Genomic DNA, 18,025 nt, shown 5'->3' on the forward strand with positions numbered 1-18,025 from the left:
TTGGCAGAGACACTCACCCCATGAGACAACACCGCCCTCACACACGCAAATTTGTGCTGCCCCTGCCCCGGCTGCCAATTGTGCGCGTGCTGGGCAAGCCGTTGATCTTGCGGCTGTTGCTGCTTCTTTTGGTGATCGAAGCCATATTCCTCGCCGAAAGCTTCACCACTCTGATGGAGCATGCCCTACGCTACGAAGGCACCGCACGCGACGTGCTGCATTTGCTCAGCTTCAAGACACCCGAGATCCTCGACCTCGCCCTCGCCATCAGCCTGCTGATCGCCACCTATTTTGCCACGCAGGACGCCCGCAATCGCGGCGAGCTGGTGATCCTCGCCACCGCGGGCATCCACTGGGGCCGCGTGATCGCCTTTGTGCTGCTGCTGGGCACCTGCGGCGGGTTGCTCAGCTTTCTCAACGCCGGGCTGGTGCTGCCGATGGCCAAATACGGCGAACGCCTCGCCCTCGCCGCGCTGCAAAAAGACCACGTGCTGTCCCGCATCAACACCAGCACCGATCACACCACCCTGCAAACCATCCGCGACACCACTTTCATTGCCACCCCACCGCAGGACGCAGCCCAGTCTCGCGGCCAGCTGTTTGTGTTTCAGCCAAATCAAAACGGCAACTGGCGGGTGGCGCAATCGCAGGACTGGCAGGTCACCGACCCAGCCCCGGCCGATACCCACACCATCACGCTCCAATCACTTTCTGTGCTCGAAGCGCCCTACCCAAGTGGACAACCCAAACCGCTCAACCGGTTTAAGACCGCCCAAGCCAGCTTTGCCTTTCAAATGGCGGACGCCCTGCCCACACCGGACACCACCCGCACCGCCGCGGAGCAACTGCTGGATCTGAACGCCAATCAACCCGCCCAACTCACCCGCCTTGTCACTCGCGCGCTGATGGTGCCCATGGCAGGGCTGCTGGCCTTGGCCGCCTTGCTGATCGGGGGCGCGGGTCCTTGGCGTCATGCCGCCCTGCCCTTGGTCGCGCTGCTGATGATGTCCGTCGATGTGGCCAGCCGCGCCCTGCTGGCGGAATGGTCCGCCACATTCCCAACACCAGTTCTCTTGCTGCTTGCACTGGCCTTTTACCTCGGCCCTCCGCTCACCTACCTGCTCTGGCGCGGCGAAGCGCTGATGACCCCGCAACGAGGCCGCACATGAGCTGGCGCCGTCACACAGGCTTGGCCGTGCGCGCCATGGTGCGCGGCGATCTCGCCGCCATTGGCTTCATGATGTTCATCCTGCTGGTTGTGGCCCTGACCATTGATCTGGCCAAATGGCTCGACACCGTCCGCGCTCGTGCGGAGGCCACGGACAGCCCGCTGTGGCAGGTGCTGTTGCCTTACATTGGCTACCGCAGCACCGACATCGTGACCCGCCTGCTGACAATGGCCTGCGTCGCGGGCGGCTTTGTGGTGACCCTGTTGCGCCATCAACGGCTGGATGATGTGGTGCTGGCCGCCGCGGGTGCCAGTCCAAGCCTGCGCCTCACGGCCCTGCTGATCTCTGGCCTATTGCTGGGCACCGTGCAAATGGCCGGTGAAAACTGGCTGCGCCCCACTGCGGTAGAGGCTCAAGTCGCGGCCAATCTCGGCGACTATGGCAACCGCTATTACGACACCGACGTGGGCACGCAATGGGTGCTCACCGACACCCGCGCCTTGCGCGCCACTGTCACCCGTGGCCCGGAGGCCCAGCTCAGCAACCTGATGCTGTTTTACGGCATCGATCAGCCAGCGCTCACCCACGTTTTGCACGCAAACACCGTCACCCCACGCGGCCTGTTAAATGTCTGGACCCTCAAAGACGTGACCATTTGGGACACCACCAAAAAGTCACCAGAGATAGAGCCCAAACTCGACCTCGCGCTGAATATCTCCGCTGAAAAGCTGCGCTGGTACGGCATCGACGGCTACTACCTGCCCAACGACGTCGCCCGCATCATTGCCGCCACCGACACGTCTGAGGCCACCCCCACGGCCACAGACGCAGGCACCGCACTCGCCGTGCGCAAGGTTGCGATCTTCTTGCCCAGCATCTTTGCCTTCTTGGGTGTCAGCCTCGCAAGCCTCGGCACCCAAGGCCGCCGCTTGTCGCCGTTCAAACTGCTGGCGCTCGCCACGGTAGGCTACCTCGCTGTGGTGTCCGTGAAAGTCTTCTGGGCGCTTGGCATCCATGGCGTTGTGCCACCCATGCTGGCCGCCACCCTGCCCGCGTTCTTTGCGCTTGGCCTCGCCACGCTCCTGCAACTGTATCAAGCTGGTTACCTGCCACACCTGCGCCGCACCACACGGAGCCTGCCATGAAGATTGTGCAGCTGACGCCCTACGCCATGGACCGCCCCGGCGGGGTGCAAAGCAACATCCGTGACCTCGCCGCTTGGTGCCGTACCCAAGGCCATGAGGTGCGCATCGTCGCGCCGCCGGGTAATCCGGCGCACAAAGAAGAGGGCCTGATGACGGTTGGCAGCGCCCGACCGTGGTCGATCCATGGCACCAGTTTCGAGGTCAGTCGCGCCACGCGCCAAGACATCAAAACCGCCGTGTCAGAGCTGCGTGACTGGGGCGCGGAGGTCATCCACATGCACACGCCATGGACCCCGCTTTTGCCGTGGCAGATGTGGCGCGCCCTCAAGCTGCCCAGCATCGCCACCTTCCACGCCACCCTGCCGGAAGGCGCGGGGTTCGACCCCATGTCCGCCGCTCTGCGCCGCGTGGGCCACTACTTTAACCGTAGCATCAGCCGCGTAGTCGTGCCGTCCATGGCGCCGTTTCGCCAATGGGAGGCCGCCGGTGCCAATCCTGTGCCCGTCATCTTGCCGCCCAGCATCGACCTGTCAGACTGGCGCGCCGCAGGAGAGTCTGCAAAGCCATCCAAAGCCTTCCGCGTGGTCTACATGGGGCGTTTGGAAGCCCGCAAAGGTGTGTCTGTTCTGCTCGACGCTTGGCACACCGTGACCACAGCCGTCCCCAACGCTGAATTGATCATCGCAGGCGCAGGCGAAGAGGAACCCGCCCTGCGCCTGCAAGCGGCCAACTTGCCGAACATCACCTTCAAACCGCCGCCCAGTGATGCCGAAGCCCGCGCCCTCATTGCCTCTGCTGATGTCTTCGCCGCTCCTGCCTTGCATGGCGAGAGCTTTGGCCTTGTGCTGATCGAGGCCATGGCCGCAGGCACCCTGCCAGTCGCCGCCGCCAACGAGGGCTTTGCCACCGTGATGACCGGAATAGGTGCGGACCTGCTGGTGCCGCCCGGAGACGCCGCCGCTCTGGCGCAAACGCTGATCAACCTGGCAAATGATCCCGACAATCGAGCCCGATTGAGCAAATGGGCGAGCAAACACGCCATGGAATTTGACGTTGCCACCGTAGGCCCCGAATACGTGAAATTATACGCACAGGCCTTGGCCGCCCCGACCTAAGGCGTTCCGGCCCTTGCCAAACTTGCCGACCGCATGCCACACCTGACTCAAGATTTTTGCCTGTGACAGGCGCTTTTTTAGGACGACGTTTTTTGAGGTGCGCCGCGTGACAAAGGGCGATTTGGTCATATCAGCCGACTTTGGCACCTCCGGCGTGAAGGTCGGCGTGGTGGACAGCAGCCTCTCTGTTTTGGCCCGCGTCACCGAGAGCTATCCGTTGGTTCTAAAAACCGGCGGCATCGCCGAACAATCCCCCGACGATTGGTGGGGCGCATTGGCCCATGCGCTGGCCACCCTTCGCCAAGAGGTGCCGGACCTGTCCAAACGCGCCGCCGCACTGGTGTTTTCCTCGCAACTCTGCGGGCTGGTCTGTTGCGACGCCAATGGCACGCCCCTGCGGCCTTGCCTGACATGGCTCGACAAACGGGCCGCCCCTTTGGGCAAAAAACTCACCGGCGGCTTTCCGGAGGTGCATGGCTATAACCTCCCACGCCTGCTCAAGTGGCTACGCCTGGCCAATGGCGCGCCCGCCAAAAACGGCATGGACCCCACCGCAAAGATGCTCTGGGTGATGCGGCAGGAACCGGAAATCTACGCCAAGACCCGCTGGATGGTGGATGTGAAAGACTGGCTGGTGCACCGCGCCACCGGCGAGATGACCACCAGCCCCGAAAGCGCCAATCTCAGCTGGGTCATGGACAGCCGCACCGGCCGCGAAGGCTGGTCCGATGCGCTTTGCGCCTTCACCGGCATCGAGCGCGCCAAACTGGCCCCGATCACCCAAGCCGACACCATCGTGGGCACCCTCACGCCCCAGGCTGCCGCCGAGCTTGGCCTCGACGCCACGGTCAAAGTCTTGGGGGGCACGTCTGATGTCATGGCCTCCGCATTGGGTTCCGGCGAAGTGAACGACGGCGCGCTGCACATCTCGGTGGCCACCTCCGCCTGGATCGCAGGGTTCTTCCCCACCCGCCGCCTGTCTGTGGCGCATTCCTACGCCACCATCACCTCCGGCCTCGGCTACCGCCCCCTGCTGATCGCCAGCCAGGAAAACGCCGGGTCCGCGCTTGATTGGGTCTGCCAACTCACCGGCAACGGCGCCAAAGACACCCGCTTTGCCGCCATCGGCACACCCCAAGATGATGACCCGTTCTTTCTGCCCTGGCTCGCGGGCGAACGGGTGCCGGTGGACAACTCCGCCCTGCGCGGCACCTTCCACGGCCTGAGCCTGCACCACGACAAAAATGCCCTGCGCCGCGCCACCATCGAAGGCGTTGCGCTCAATCTCCGCTGGGCTATGTCCAAAGTCGCCCGCGAGAAAGGCGCCCAAACCTTCGGCCCGCTCTCCATTGTCGGTGGCGTCGCCTCTGACCCGGTCTTTGCCCAAACGCTGGCCGACGCGCTCAACCGCGACATCCGCGTCTGCTCCGCCCGTCACGCCGGTATGCTTGGCACCGCCACATTGGCCGCGCCACTGATGGGCTGGGCAGGTAGTGTGTGCGATGCCGCCGCCACGCTCAAAACCCGCACCTCCGCCAGTTACACGCCTAACCCAACACGCACCGCCCAACTCGCCGCCCGCGCCGAACAACTCGCCAAAATCCGCCGCCTCGCGATCCGCAGCTACACCTGAAGGACACCGCCATGATTGATGGCCTGATGAAATCCACCATCGACCCGCTGTGGGAGGCCATGGCCACCCCCTTGGTCAAAGCCCGCCTGACACCCAATCAGGTTACCTTCATCGGTCTGGTGCTGATCCTCCTCGTTTCGCTGGCCTATCTCTGGCACCAATCGCCCGCGCTGTACGGCGCAACCCTGATCGTGGCCTTTGTGTTTGACGCGCTGGACGGGGCGGTCGCCCGCCGTCGCAACATGTCCACCAAAGCCGGCGGCTATTTTGACGCCATGGTCGACCGCTACCAAGAGCTCGCCGTGCTCGCCACGCTGGCGCATATTCATGACGCCTGGCCGCTGGCGCTGGCCTGTTTCTCAGGCTCGATCATCACCTCCTACGCCAAAGCCCGCACCGCCATCGAAATGCCCGTGTCCAACACCGACTGGCCCGACTTCTTTGAGCGGATGGAGCGCGTGATCTACCTCTGCGCCATGCTGCTGATCGCAGGCGTGCTCGGCGACACCGCCATCCTCTGGGGCCTTGCCGGGTTTGCCATTCTTGCCCACGTCACCGCGCTACAACGCGCCCGCCGCGCCACACAGATGCTGCGCGCTCAGGACGCCTCCAGCGACGAATAGTGCGCCCGGCTTGCCTTCCAGGCACACCACATATCCGGAGCATAGCTCATCACGTAAAACAAAAACGAACTCAGAAGAAACAACTCCGTGCTGACATAGGCCAAATAGACCTCGAACCGGATCGAGTCTGGCGCATAGCCCTTCCCCAAAAACAACGCCAAGTAAGCCAGTCCCAGATAAATCGGCACCCAAACGTACACCCGCCGCCACCCGGCAAACCGCGGTGACCAAACGCGCCCGGCGACTTGACCTTCTGGACCCAATGCGGCGTAGCTGCGGGACAACACCTCGCCAAAGACCACAACAAAGGCTTGGCTGAAGAAGAACAAATAGCTACCCGCCATATGCTCATCACGAAAATGCGGAAACCTGTATTGGCTTAGGATCACCAGACCAACACAGGCCAAGAGTTGCAGCACCACTACGATCCAGGTGAGCACGGCAATCCGCCGCGTGCCATTGCCGCTGGCTTGCAGCTCCCGCAAAGTTGGAAGCGTCAACAGGCACACGCCGACAAACAGGACCGGCGCGCCAAGCAAAAGCCAATCCGCAAAAGGCTCGCCAATGCGCGGATCCCCAATGGACTCGCTGATGGTGTACGGCCGCTCGGCGGTTTTCTCCGGGTAAAACCCCGCAAATTTCCACCGCGCGGGATAGATTTGCGCATTCACCAACAGGGTGACAAATCCGGTTGTGACCAAAGACACCAGCATCGCCCAACCAGTGCTCAGCGCCGGGCGCCATTGCGTTTCACTCATACCTTCAAACCTCTTTGCGGCGCGGCATACGCTCATCTGACACGATGCGCCCCGAGTCCATTTTGATCAAGCGATCACATTTCCCAAATTGGTGATCATCATGTGTCACCGCTACGACAAGCCGCCCCGATGCTGATAATTCCGGCATCAACACGTCATAAAAGAACGCCCGGTTGGCCGGGTCCTGATCGGCAGCAAATTCATCCAGTACAATGATCGGCCGCTGCTCTGCCAAAGCCACGGCCAGTGCCAAGCGGCGGCTTTGCCCGGCCGACAAAGACGTGTTGGAAAACTTGTCGCCCAACAACTGCACCCGCTGCGCCAGCCCCAGCTGCGCAATTCGCGTTTCCAATTCCCCCAGCTCCGCGGCGGTCAGCCCATAGGCATGGTCAAACAGGTGGTACTGCGCAAACACCGCCGAAAACAGCTCGCGATAGCTGGCGGTTGTGCTGTCCGTCAGCCCGGCACCATCCAGCGTGATCTCTCCCGCCTCAGGATGCCGCATCCCGGTAATCAGCGACAACAGCGTGGTTTTGCCAGAACCATTGCCCCCACAAATGAACACCGTCTCTCCGGGCTGAAAGGTCAGGTCAATCGGCCCCAGATGAAACGGCACCACACCGTCGCGCGCCTCGCCAACATTGGCCTCAACACCACGCAGTGCAATTTCGTCAAAGCTTCTGCACAACTCAGGCGCCGCCGTCAGCGCCAAACTCTGCGCCGCACTCAACTCCATCTCCACAGCTTTGATCTTGTAAAAACTGTTCTCCGCCCGGCTCAAAACCGGCAGCGTGTTGAACACCAACTCCGTCGGACCGTTCACCAGAAAGATGATGGTCAGCACCTGGAACATCACAATCGCATCGCCGCCCTGCAACTGTGGCAGCACAATCACCACAAAACACATCAACAGCGCCACCGCGACCTGCCCGCCGCCGGTGCTGGCCGCAAACAACCGTTCAGAGCGCATTTTATGCGCCACCTGCGCCGCAATCACGTCTTTGGTTTCCGCCTCCAGCGCCGCGCGCCGACTGGCCCGCAGCCGCAGCTCTTTCCAGCCACCCAACATATCACTAACACGGTCACAATAGGCGGCAAAACTGTCGGACGCCTTTAAGGCCCAAACCCGCGCGGGGCCGTCCATAAAGGCAAAGCCAATCCCACCAAGTGCAATGGCCGCCACGGCGGCGACACCGGCGATCCAGCTCACGAAAAACAAGTAGGGAATGGCAAACAGCAGCACAATCGCCGCACCAATCGCCTCCACCAAATGGATCACCGCCTGCGCCAGTTGGTTCACCTCCGCCGTCATTGCGCCATAAACTTTGCCGTGCCGTCCAGAGATCAGGAAATCGATGTTGGCCCGCAGCAGCAGCTCGGACAAGCGGAGGCGCATCTGCGCCTCAATGCGGGTGATCAATGTGAAGGCCCGCACCTTTTGCAGGTACGCCGACACAACCATGCCCGCTGCACAGAACAGCAACAGCCAAACGGACCAACCCAGCCCCTCGGCATGGCTGCGCGCGGTTTCGTTGATGGCAAAGATCATGCCCGCACGGCTTATCCCGGAGATCAACGTGAGGAAAACAATTGGGTCGCGCAGGCCCAGACCGGCATCCAACAGGAACCGTGCCACCTCTGCCCGCTGCCGCAAAACGTCGGCCACACCCGGCTTACCGGCGCTGTCTGATATATCCGCGTTTGAATTCATGTCTAAAATATTTGGCCTTCACGCCCTTGCGTTAACGGTTTTTGCCCGCAAAACCGCCACCTCCGCAATACAGTCGCGATACCGACACACTACCGACGTTGCAATTTTGGACCGGTTTTTCGCGCTTTTGCCCCGAATCTCAGGCCAAAGTCGCCGGGAACCACACGCGGAATTCGGTGCCTTGGCCAACCAAGCTGTCCGCCTCGATCTCTCCATCGTAGCGCTCCACCAGCTTGCGGGTGATCGACAGGCCCAAACCGGTGCCTTCGCCTTGTTTTGTTGTAAAAAACGGATCAAATATCCGGGCCAAAACGTCACTGTCCATGCCCATTCCTGTGTCTTTCACAAAGAGCAGAACCCCCGCTTTTCCATCCCGATCCGCGTCTAATGCCCCCACGGTCAAAGCCCCGCCCTCTGGCATCGCGTGGATCGCATTGACCATCAGGTTGATCAGGATTTGTTGCAGCTCCGTGCGGTGGATCGAGATTGCCTTAAGGCTTTCAAGCTCCAGCGAGAGCGCGATATGCCCTTTGCTCAGCAAATGCTGCACAAGCGGCAACGTATCCGTGATGATGTCGGCGGGGCGATGCTCCTCGCTGCCCTCGGCATATTCGTCCGGCCGCGTGAACTGTAAGAGCTTGTTCACAATCAGGAAAATCGAATGCGTCTGCTCATCAATCAGCCGCAACTCAGTCTTCACCAGGTCTGCATCGTCGCCCAATTGCACCCGCAAAACATCCAGATTGCCCTGAATCACCTGCACCGGATTGTTGATCTCATGCGCGATCCCGGCCGCGATCTCGCCCACGGCGGCCAATTTCTCAGACACCACCAACTGTTTCGAGGTCGCCTCAAGCCGCCTATTGGCGTCTTCCAGGTCCCGCGTCCGCGCCACCACCCGCCGCGTAAGTTCCCGATCTCGCTCCTGAATTTGCTCCAGCAGGTTGTCCATCTGCGCCGCAACACGGCCAATTTCACCGCCATCCTCAACCCGCGTCCGCGCGTTCAGATCGCCCTCCTCCACTCGTCCAATGGTCCGCACCATCCGCTCCAGTGGTGCAAAAATCTGCCGCGCCCAGCGCAGGAAAATTGGCACGGAAATCAGAATGATAACCACAAAAGCAACGGCAAAAGTCAGGATGGTCGAGAACTTCGCATCCCGAAACGGCTGATCCAGAAAACCCACATAAAGCATGCCAACCCGCTGTCCAAAGCTGTCGATGATCGGTTCATAGGCCGAGATGTACCAGTCGTTCACCACAAAGGCCCGATCCAGCCAAACCTCGCCACGTTCCAGCACGGTTTCATAGACCGCCGCCGACACCCGCGTGCCTAGGGCGCGCTCGTCCTGAAACAGGCGCACATTGGTGGAAACCCTTACGTCTTCTAGGAAAAGCGTCGCTGTGCCTTGGCTGCCTTCGGTCAAACTCGCAGTGGGATAGACCAGATCGTTGATTGTATCGATGAAGGTCAGATTGCGGTTCAACAACACGCCCCCAACCAGCGCCCCGCTACGGCCGCTGCCCTCAACCGGTGTGGCGGCATGCACCACCATACCCCGGGTTTCCTCGGTGCGTTCTGTCGGCACAGCCGCCTGCGTGGACACCAAATTGATCCTCGCCTTTTCCGCAAGATTGTCAGATACTTGCCCTAGGTCAAACTCGCTAAAAATATCAATCTGCGCCGAGCCTGTGCCGGCCAATGCCTGCGACACCACCGGCCATTTGGTGAGCCCCATATCATCCACAAACCGCGGCGAGGACCACACCGCCCCGTCGGCGTTGATGTAGTAGAGAAAATCGAGCCCCATCTCGGCTTTCTTGTTGTCCAAAAGCGTCAAAACCGCATTGCGGTCTTGAGACACCACGCGATCCACAAAGGCAGAACTCTCCGCTAGCGCCTGCATCCGCAGGTCACTGTTTTCCAACAGTTGGCTGAGGAATTGCTGCGCGATGGTGAGCTCGCCATTCACTTTTGCAATCAACAGGTTGTCAAACCGCGAGGACCAGTTGACCGCCGTCACAATGAAGAACAGCGGCATGATCACCAGTGTTGGCAAAAGCGCAATGGCCAAAAGGCGCATCCGCACGGACGCGCCGCGACGCTTTGCTGGCGCCTGACGGGGAGGGCCTTGAGACTCTGAGGTCTCAGTCATTCCACATCGCACATTTGCGGTCGATGGTTTTGCGGGAAATGCCCAAGCGTCGCGCCGCCTCTGCCCGGTTGCCGTCGCAGGCATCCAACACTGTCAGGATATGCCGCCGCTCCACTGCCGCCAGGCTATCCACGGCCTCAACCTCTTCGTCCGATCCGCCCGCCGCAAACTCTGACGCCCATTCCCCCACAATCAGGGACCGTTCAATGAGATTGCGCAATTCCCGCACGTTACCGGGCCAGTCATAGCGCGCCATATTGAGCAAAACGCCCTCGGACAGGGTCAACGGCGGCACCCCCAATGACTTGGAAATCTGCTGAATGAACATCAACGCCAGCTCTTTCAAATCGCCATTGCGGGTGCGCAGCGGTGGCATTTGGATGTTGAGCACGTTGATCCGATGATAGAGGTCCTCGCGCAAGCGCCCTTCCTGCACCGCCGCTTCCATGTCTGCGTTGGTGGCAAACAGGAACCGCAGGTCCAGCGGGACTTCGCGCGATGAGCCAACCGGCCTGACTTTTCGTTGCTCAATCACCCGAAGCAATGCTGCTTGAACAGGCAGCGGCAATTCCACAATCTCATCAAGATAGAGCGTGCCGCCATTGGCGTTCATAAACACCCCGTCATGGCGCACCGTGCGTCCACCTGCGTCCTGGCGGATATGACCAAACAACTCATGTTCAATCATGTCCCCGGCAATGGTGGCGCAATTGATGGGCACAAAAGGCTTTTCCGCCCGAGGCGACACCATATGGATTGCGCGTGCGCAGACCTCTTTACCCGTGCCCGTGTCACCGGTCAGCAATACAGGTGTCGGCAAAGGCGCCGCCCGCGCCATGGTGGCACGGATTGTCTCAATCTCCGGCGAACTGCCCAACAGGCGCGAGCGCACCTGCTCATTGCCAGAGGCCAGCTCGTATTTCAGTAGGTAGTTTTCCCGCCGCAGGTTCACCCGATCCACACAGCGCGCCACGGCGTTGAGAATTTGATTGGACCGGAACGGCTTCAGGACAAAATCCACCGCGCCCGCGCGCATCGCCTCAATCGCCGTGTCCATATCGGCAAAAGCCGTGATCAAGATCGTGTCGGCAAAGAACCCCAACTTGCGCTGTTCGCTGAGCCATTCCAACCCCGTGGTGCCTGGCATCACATTGTCCAGGATCACAATGTCAAAATGGTTCGCATCCAAAAGCCGGCTGGCAACCTCGGTATTAGCCGCCTGCTCGACACGGGCGACCACAGGCTCCAGTATTTTCACAATAAAATTGCGAATGCCCGGCTCATCATCAACCACCAGAACAGAGGCCGCAGACAGCCCCATGCCAAATTCGGAAGACGCGCGGTCTTTGCTCCGGGAGTGTGGTCGCTCGAGGTGGTTCATTGATTAGTCCAGTCGTACGGAAGGTCCGCTGCCCGCTTCTGTACTGGAAAAGCCCAGGGTGTGCAGCCCGTAATAGGCCACAACAGAAATCCCTGCGACGGTTACACAGGCTAGCAAAAAAGTTTTCATCTCAGTCGTCCTTGATGTCGCTGTAAGTCCGCAGATACTCGATGAGATCTGCACGATCCTCGGCGCGGGCGATGCGCTGAACTGGCATTTTTGTGCCCGCAATATACACGTCTGGTCCCAAATCAAAAAGCGCATCAATGGTTTGCGCGGACCAGACGATGTCTGATGTCTGTAACGTGTCGGAATAGCTGTAGTCGGCCACGGCCCCGGCACGGCGGCCAAACACGTTTTTAAGCGTTGGCCCGGCTCGACGCGCACTGTCTCCGGTCAATGTGTGGCAGATGGAGCATTTGCGTTGAAACTGACGCTCGCCGTTGGAAGCGCTGTCGTTGCCATTCAGGAAGGCACGGTCCTGTTCCACCATGCGCGGGGCGTCATCCTGATCTGACAGAGGCCAGCTAAACAGAGAGTCGTCTAATCCACCGGCATGGATGTTCTCGCCATCTTGCGAGAACGCCAGCGCCCAGACCGGCCCCCGATGGGTGGCGCGGAAATCATTGGCAACGGACCAGTCTTCCGTGGCAAGCAACAGGATGTAACCTTCGCCATCCCCTACAGCGAGATGCTGACCTTGACGATCTAGGGCCATCGCCAGGATCGGTCGGCGCTCCAGCGTCACGTCTTTGATCAGCTCCGCTGTTTGAACGTCAACAATCTTGGTCACACCATCCACCGCGCCAAACGCCAACCATCCGGCTGCCTCGTTCAGCACCAGATTGTTGACACCAAAGCCATTGGAGAAAAACAACTGCTGCATTTCTCCGGAGGTCACATCGTAGATGCGGATCTTGCCGTCCGCCGCCCCGACAAAGAGAATGGAGCCATCCCCGCCAAACGCCACATCATTGACGTTGGAGCCCACGTTAATGAAGCGGGGTGCAGCACCATCAAGCGACCAAAGCCCAACGGTGCCGTCCCAGCTTGCTGAAGCCACCATTTGCTGATCGCCCGACACGCGCACCGACATGACTTTGCCCTTGTGGCGGCCAAGCTCTAGCGATGTCGCTGCGGCCAAGTCCCAAAGCCGCACGGCAAAATCATCGCCACCGGACACTGCACGTGTGTCATCGACAAAAGCCACTGTGTTCACCGCCGCCTCATGCCCGTCCAACCACATAGGCGCGCGCGCGGACCAGAGCCCAAGCGCGTTGTCAAAGCTGGCGGTCAGAATACGTTGCCCATCCGGCGACACGGCGATCCCTTTGATGGGACCGCCATGGCCTTCCAGGGTGAAAAAGTCACCCGCCAGCGTTGCTGCTGGCCACAGCAAGAGTGCCAGAAGTGGCGCCCACACCCGCATGGGTCATTCCGCAGGTGTGGCGTTGTCCGGCGCAGCCGCTTTGGCTTTGGCCATCTCCTCATCGTACCAGATGGAGTGGTGCTCTTTGGCCCACTGCTCATCCACCTCACCTGTCGCCATGGTCTCCAGCGCGCCTTCCATGCCGACGCTGCCGAGGTAGATGTGCGCGATGATGATGCCAATGAAGACAAAGGCCACAATGCCATGCCACAGCTGCGACAGCTGCATCTCTTCATAGGGGCTTAGTACCTCAGGCAAAGGTGCCCCCATGATCAGGTTAGGCAGACCGGTCATGTTGAGGATCTGGAAGGTCTTGGCAAAGACCGACACCTCAAACGGGAACAAAAGCGCCACACCGGAGAGGGAGATCGAGAAGCCAAGGATGATTACAGACCAGAATACGATCTTCTGACCGGCGTTGAATTTCTTGGCAGGCGGGTGCACGCCTTTGGAAAACAGACCGCCGGCCTTGGCCATCCATTTGATGTCGCCACGGTCCGGAATGTTGTGCTTCACCCACATGATGAAGACAAACACCAGGCTGATCATGAAAGCCCAGGAAATGTTGTTATGCACCCATTTGCCCGCTTCGGCGATGCTGGCATAAGCTTCATGGCCCATCCACGGCAGCAAGAACTTGCGCCCAGCAATCAGGTAAATCCCGGTCAGGCCCAAAAGAATAAAGCTCACCCCCATGACCCAATGGCAGAAGCGCTCAAAGGCGACAAAGCGGATAATGTTGCGGCCGGTCTTTGGTCCGTCGATCAGGATTTTGCCACGGTAGAGATAGAATCCGAGAATGACGACAATCATGCCGCCCAGGAACCACAAGCCATAGGTCAGAAGCGGCCCTTCGCGAAAGGACAGCCATGCCATGCCTGAATCCTGAATGAGGAGGCCGGATGTCGGTCCACGCGCGGCGGTTCGGGTGTCGGCACTGCCATAGCGCAGCGCGCGGAACACGTCCGCGTCCGAGGCTGTGCCACGGGTGCTGAGTTGCCCCATCAACGCCTCGACATTGCCTTGACCGGTTGCATCCCGACGGAAGCTGTCATCCAGCTTTTCGCCGCGTTGGCGGGCCATGATATCTTCCAGCGTCTGGGCACCGCCCGTCGCGGAACGATCAGGCGCCTCTTGTGCAAAACTAGGCAAAGCCAACATAAAACTTAGTGCAATCCAAAGAAGCGCGCGCATCACATCCTCGATGTTTGAATAGTCATAGCGGCCCTTACCACCTTGGAAAGCCGCCGCATCTCATTTGAGACAAGTGTGTCTGGTGCATCGGCGGCGCGGAAATCCGCGCCGCCAACTTTTTGAAGGCAGGCCTTAGCCGCCTTTCTGTTCGTAGGCTGTACCCCAGCCCCAGGCGCCGGTGCCAAAGCCGCGCGCCACAACACGCTCACGGTAGATCGCGGAGACAACGTCCCCGTCACCCGCCAGCAGCGCTTTGGTGGAGCACATCTCGGCGCAGAGAGGCAGTTTGCCTTCTGCAATCCGGTTGCGGCCGTATTTGGAGAATTCCGCGTTGGAGTGGTTCTCCTCCGGGCCACCAGCACAGAAGGTACATTTGTCCATCTTGCCACGGCTGCCAAAGTTGCCTGCCTGCGGGTACTGCGGCGCGCCAAACGGACACGCGTAGAAGCAGTAACCACAGCCAATGCAGAGGTCTTTGGAGTGCAGCACGACACCTTCTTCGTTCTGGTAGAAGCAATCCACCGGACAAACGGCCATACAAGGCGCGTCGGAACAGTGCATACAGGCCACCGAGATCGAACGCTCACCCGGCGTACCGTCGTTGATGGTTACAACGCGGCGACGGTTGATGCCCCAAGGCACCTCGTGCTCGTTCTTACAGGCCGTGACGCAGGCGTTACATTCAATGCAGCGTTCGGCGTCGCAGAGAAACTTTGCTCTTGCCATTTCTCTTCTCCTCCTTAAGCGGCCCAGATTTTGCAGAGAGTTGTTTTGGTCTCCTGCATCTGTGTCACGCTGTCATAGCCATAGGTTTGTGCCGTGTTGGTGCTTTCGCCCAACACATATGGGTCGGCGCCTGCTGGGTATTTGTCCCTCAGATCCTTCCCTTCGAAGTGACCGCCAAAGTGGAACGGCATGAAGGCAACGCCTTCGCCAACCCGCTGGGTGACCATGGCCATAACTTTGACCTTGCCGCCTTCTGGACCTTCCACCCAAACTTGCGACCGGTCACGAATGCCCAGATCGTTCGCATCACGCGGGTTGATCTCGACAAACATGTCCTGCTGCAGTTCAGCCAGCCATGGGTTGGAGCGAGTCTCTTCGCCGCCACCCTCATATTCCACCAGTCGACCGGACGTCAGGATGATTGGGTAATCCTTGCTGAAGTCGTTCTTCTGGATGGACGCATAGAGCGTTGGAAGCCGATAGGCATGCCGGTCTTCGTAGGTCGGGTAGTCTTCGACCAGATCGCGACGTGGTGTGTAGAGCGGCTCGCGGTGCAGCGGCACCGGATCCGGGAATGTCCACACAACAGCACGGGCCTTGGCGTTACCAAACGGCGCACACTCGTGCTTGATCGCAACCCGCTGGATACCGCCGGAGAGGTCGGTCTTCCAGTTGGTCTTTGGACCAGCTACAGCGTCAATTGCTGCGCGCTCGTCATCCGTCAGATCGCCGTCCCAACCCAGGTCCATCAGCATCTGCATGGTGAACTCTGGATATCCGTCCTGGATCTCAGAATCGAGGCTTGCAACGCCTTCTGCCAAGAGGTTCTGACCGTCACGTTCCACACCAAAGCGGGCACGGAAGGTCAAACCACCCTCAGAAACACGTTTGGACATGTCATAGAGGTTTGGCGTACCCGGGTGGTTCATCTCCGCGGTGCCCCAGCATGGCCAAGGCATACCGTAGTAGTCACCATCTGCTGGACCACCATTTGCCTTCAACGTGGTCCGGTCGAAGGTGTGCTGGTTTTCCATGTGCAGCTTGATGCGCTCAGGAGACTGACCGGTGTAACCGATGGTCCACATACCCCGGTTGAACTCGCGCGTAACGCTTTCGATGTTCGGGGTGTTTTCGTCTTCCATCTCGATGTTGCGGAAGAAACGATCGGCCCAGCCAAACTTTTTGGCGAACAAACCCATGATCTCGTGGTCTGTTTTGCTTTCAAAAAGCGGTGCCACAACCTGATCGCGCCACTGGATGGAGCGGTTGGAAGCGGTCACAGAACCACGGGTCTCAAACTGGGTACAGGCCGGCAGCAGGTACACGCCATCAGTGCGGTCATGAAGCACGGCGGAAACGGTTGGATACGGGTCAACAACGACCAGCATGTCCAGCTTTTCCATCGCGGTCTTCATTTCCTTACCGCGGGTCTGAGAGTTTGGCGCGTGGCCCCAAAGCACCATGGCACGGACCTTGTCCGGGTTGTCCATGTTGTCGGGATCTTCGAGTACACCGTCAATCCAGCGCGACACCGGAATACCGGTGAGGTTCTGAAGCGACTTCTCTTTGCCGTCTGCAGCGGTGGTTTTGGCAAACTGGCCACTCAACCATTCGCCGTCTTCTTCCCACACGCGACCCCAATGCGCCCAAGCGCCTTTGGACAGGCCGTAGTAGCCTGGCAGTGTGTGGCTGAGAACACCAAGGTCGGTTGCGCCCTGCACGTTGTCGTGGCCCCGGAAGATGTTGGTGCCACCACCGCTGGTGCCCATGTTGCCAAGGGCCAGCTGCAGAATGCAGTACGCACGGGTGTTGTTGTTCCCGTTGGTGTGCTGCGTGCCACCCATACACCAGATCACGGTGCCGGGGCGGTTGTTCACCAGTTGTCGTGCCACACGACGCAGTTGCTCACCCGGAGCACCAGTGACGCGTTCCACCTCTTCTGGGTTCCACTGACGCACTTCGTCGCGGATTTGATCCATGCCCCAAACACGGGTGCGGATGAATTCTTTGTCTTCCCAACCGTTTTCGAAGATATGCCACAGAATGCCCCAAACCAGCGCCACATCGGTGCCGGGACGGAAGCGCACATATTCATCTGCATGGGCCGCCGTGCGCGTAAAGCGGGGGTCACAGACGATCAGCGGTGCGTTGTTGCGCTCTTTCGCGCGCAGTACGTGCAACAGGGAAACCGGGTGGGCTTCGGCCGGGTTGCCGCCGATGATGAAGATGGCTTTGGAGTTGTGGATGTCGTTGTAGGAGTTGGTCATGGCGCCGTAGCCCCATGTGTTCGCAACACCCGCAACGGTGGTGGAGTGACAGATACGCGCCTGGTGGTCCACGTTGTTTGTACCCCAGTAGGCAGCAAACTTACGGAACAGATACGCCTGTTCGTTATTGTGCTTGGCCGAACCCAGCCAATAAACACTGTCAGGACCGCTTTCTTCGCGGATCTTCATCATGCCGTCGCCGATCTCGTCGATCGCCTGTTCCCAGCTGATGCGCTTCCACTCACCACCCTCTTTTTTCATAGGGTACTTCAGGCGGCGTTCACCGTGGGCGTGTTCCCGCACCGATGCGCCTTTGGCACAGTGGGAACCGAGGTTGAACGGGCTGTCCCAACCAGGCTCTTGCCCGATCCAGACACCGCTTTGCACTTCGGCCACAACCGTACAGCCCACGGAACAGTGGGTACATACGGATTTCACAGTTTGAACGGCAGTATTGGCTGCGTCTTGCGCCTGCGCCTGAGTAACGGTGCCACCGGTGGCACCAATCGCTGCCAGACCGCCAATGGCGAGTCCGGACCCACGCAAAAATGTGCGTCGATCCACAGCTTTTTCAGCTGCGACAGACAGGATACTTGTCCGCTGGGGGCGTCGCGCAACCCCGTTGGTCTTTTTCCTAAGCATTCTTTCCTCCCTTGCTGTCCCGTTTCTCGGGACTGGCTCGGTTAGTCTCAAATCCTGACCGGTGGGCGTCACGCAAC

General features: G+C 59.9%; 14 protein-coding genes. 5 read left to right on the forward strand and 9 right to left on the reverse strand.

Annotation, left to right across the window (positions count from 1 at the left end):
* The first annotated feature begins 20 nt into the window (after positions 1-20).
* From MK208_RS11505 to MK208_RS11525, 5 genes are all read left to right on the forward strand, one after another.
* Positions 21-1,169, forward strand: a complete 1,149-nt coding sequence (locus MK208_RS11505; protein WP_294116668.1) for an LptF/LptG family permease — start codon at positions 21-23, stop codon at positions 1,167-1,169.
* Entirely contained in the window at positions 1,166-2,314 is a 1,149-nt protein-coding gene (locus MK208_RS11510; RefSeq protein ID WP_294116669.1) for an LptF/LptG family permease, read from the forward strand. Before MK208_RS11505 ends, MK208_RS11510 begins: the two co-directional genes overlap by 4 nt.
* Positions 2,311-3,429 carry a glycosyltransferase family 4 protein gene (locus tag MK208_RS11515; protein ID WP_294116670.1) on the forward strand — a complete coding sequence of 373 codons (1,119 nt, stop codon included), beginning with the start codon at positions 2,311-2,313 and terminating at the stop codon, positions 3,427-3,429. The genes MK208_RS11510 and MK208_RS11515 overlap by 4 nt, the downstream gene beginning before the upstream one ends.
* Before the next feature lie 106 nt (positions 3,430-3,535).
* Positions 3,536-5,062, forward strand: coding sequence for an FGGY family carbohydrate kinase (locus MK208_RS11520; protein ID WP_294116671.1), 1,527 nt, complete (start codon positions 3,536-3,538; stop codon positions 5,060-5,062).
* Between the two features lie 11 nt (positions 5,063-5,073).
* Positions 5,074-5,685 carry a CDP-alcohol phosphatidyltransferase family protein gene (locus MK208_RS11525; RefSeq protein ID WP_294116672.1) on the forward strand — a complete coding sequence of 204 codons (612 nt, stop codon included), beginning with the start codon at positions 5,074-5,076 and terminating at the stop codon, positions 5,683-5,685.
* Here MK208_RS11525 and MK208_RS11530 read toward each other — a convergent pair.
* From MK208_RS11530 to MK208_RS11570, 9 genes are all read right to left on the reverse strand, one after another.
* Entirely contained in the window at positions 5,661-6,443 is a 783-nt protein-coding gene (locus tag MK208_RS11530; RefSeq protein WP_294116673.1) for a hypothetical protein, read from the reverse strand. The genes MK208_RS11525 and MK208_RS11530 overlap by 25 nt on opposite strands.
* A gap of 4 nt (positions 6,444-6,447) precedes the next feature.
* Positions 6,448-8,154 (reverse strand): cyclic peptide export ABC transporter, encoded by a 1,707-nt coding sequence (locus MK208_RS11535; RefSeq protein ID WP_294116674.1) that lies wholly within the window; start codon positions 8,152-8,154, stop codon positions 6,448-6,450.
* Between the two features lie 139 nt (positions 8,155-8,293).
* A complete protein-coding gene (locus MK208_RS11540; RefSeq protein ID WP_294116675.1) occupies positions 8,294-10,309 on the reverse strand; it encodes a cache domain-containing protein in 2,016 nt (671 codons plus the stop codon).
* A complete protein-coding gene (locus MK208_RS11545; protein WP_294116676.1) occupies positions 10,302-11,690 on the reverse strand; it encodes a sigma-54 dependent transcriptional regulator in 1,389 nt (462 codons plus the stop codon). The genes MK208_RS11540 and MK208_RS11545 overlap by 8 nt, the downstream gene beginning before the upstream one ends.
* 3 nt (positions 11,691-11,693) lie before the next feature.
* Entirely contained in the window at positions 11,694-11,819 is a 126-nt protein-coding gene (locus tag MK208_RS11550; RefSeq protein ID WP_294116677.1) for a hypothetical protein, read from the reverse strand.
* 1 nt (position 11,820) lies between these two features.
* Complete coding sequence (locus tag MK208_RS11555; protein ID WP_294116678.1) at positions 11,821-13,119, reverse strand: c-type cytochrome; 1,299 nt, start codon at positions 13,117-13,119, stop codon at positions 11,821-11,823.
* A 3-nt stretch (positions 13,120-13,122) separates the two neighbouring features.
* A complete protein-coding gene (locus MK208_RS11560; RefSeq protein WP_366010901.1) occupies positions 13,123-14,202 on the reverse strand; it encodes a formate dehydrogenase subunit gamma in 1,080 nt (359 codons plus the stop codon).
* 243 nt (positions 14,203-14,445) lie between these two features.
* The gene (gene fdh3B / locus MK208_RS11565) at positions 14,446-15,039 is read right to left on the reverse strand and encodes a formate dehydrogenase FDH3 subunit beta (protein ID WP_168590772.1); all 594 of its coding nucleotides are present in this window, start codon (positions 15,037-15,039) and stop codon (positions 14,446-14,448) included.
* 14 nt (positions 15,040-15,053) lie between these two features.
* The gene (locus MK208_RS11570; RefSeq protein ID WP_294116680.1) at positions 15,054-17,948 is read right to left on the reverse strand and encodes a formate dehydrogenase subunit alpha; all 2,895 of its coding nucleotides are present in this window, start codon (positions 17,946-17,948) and stop codon (positions 15,054-15,056) included.
* Between the last annotated feature and the right edge of the window lie 77 nt (positions 17,949-18,025).

Source organism: Shimia sp., from assembly GCF_022448905.1.
Taxonomy (GTDB): domain Bacteria; phylum Pseudomonadota; class Alphaproteobacteria; order Rhodobacterales; family Rhodobacteraceae; genus Shimia.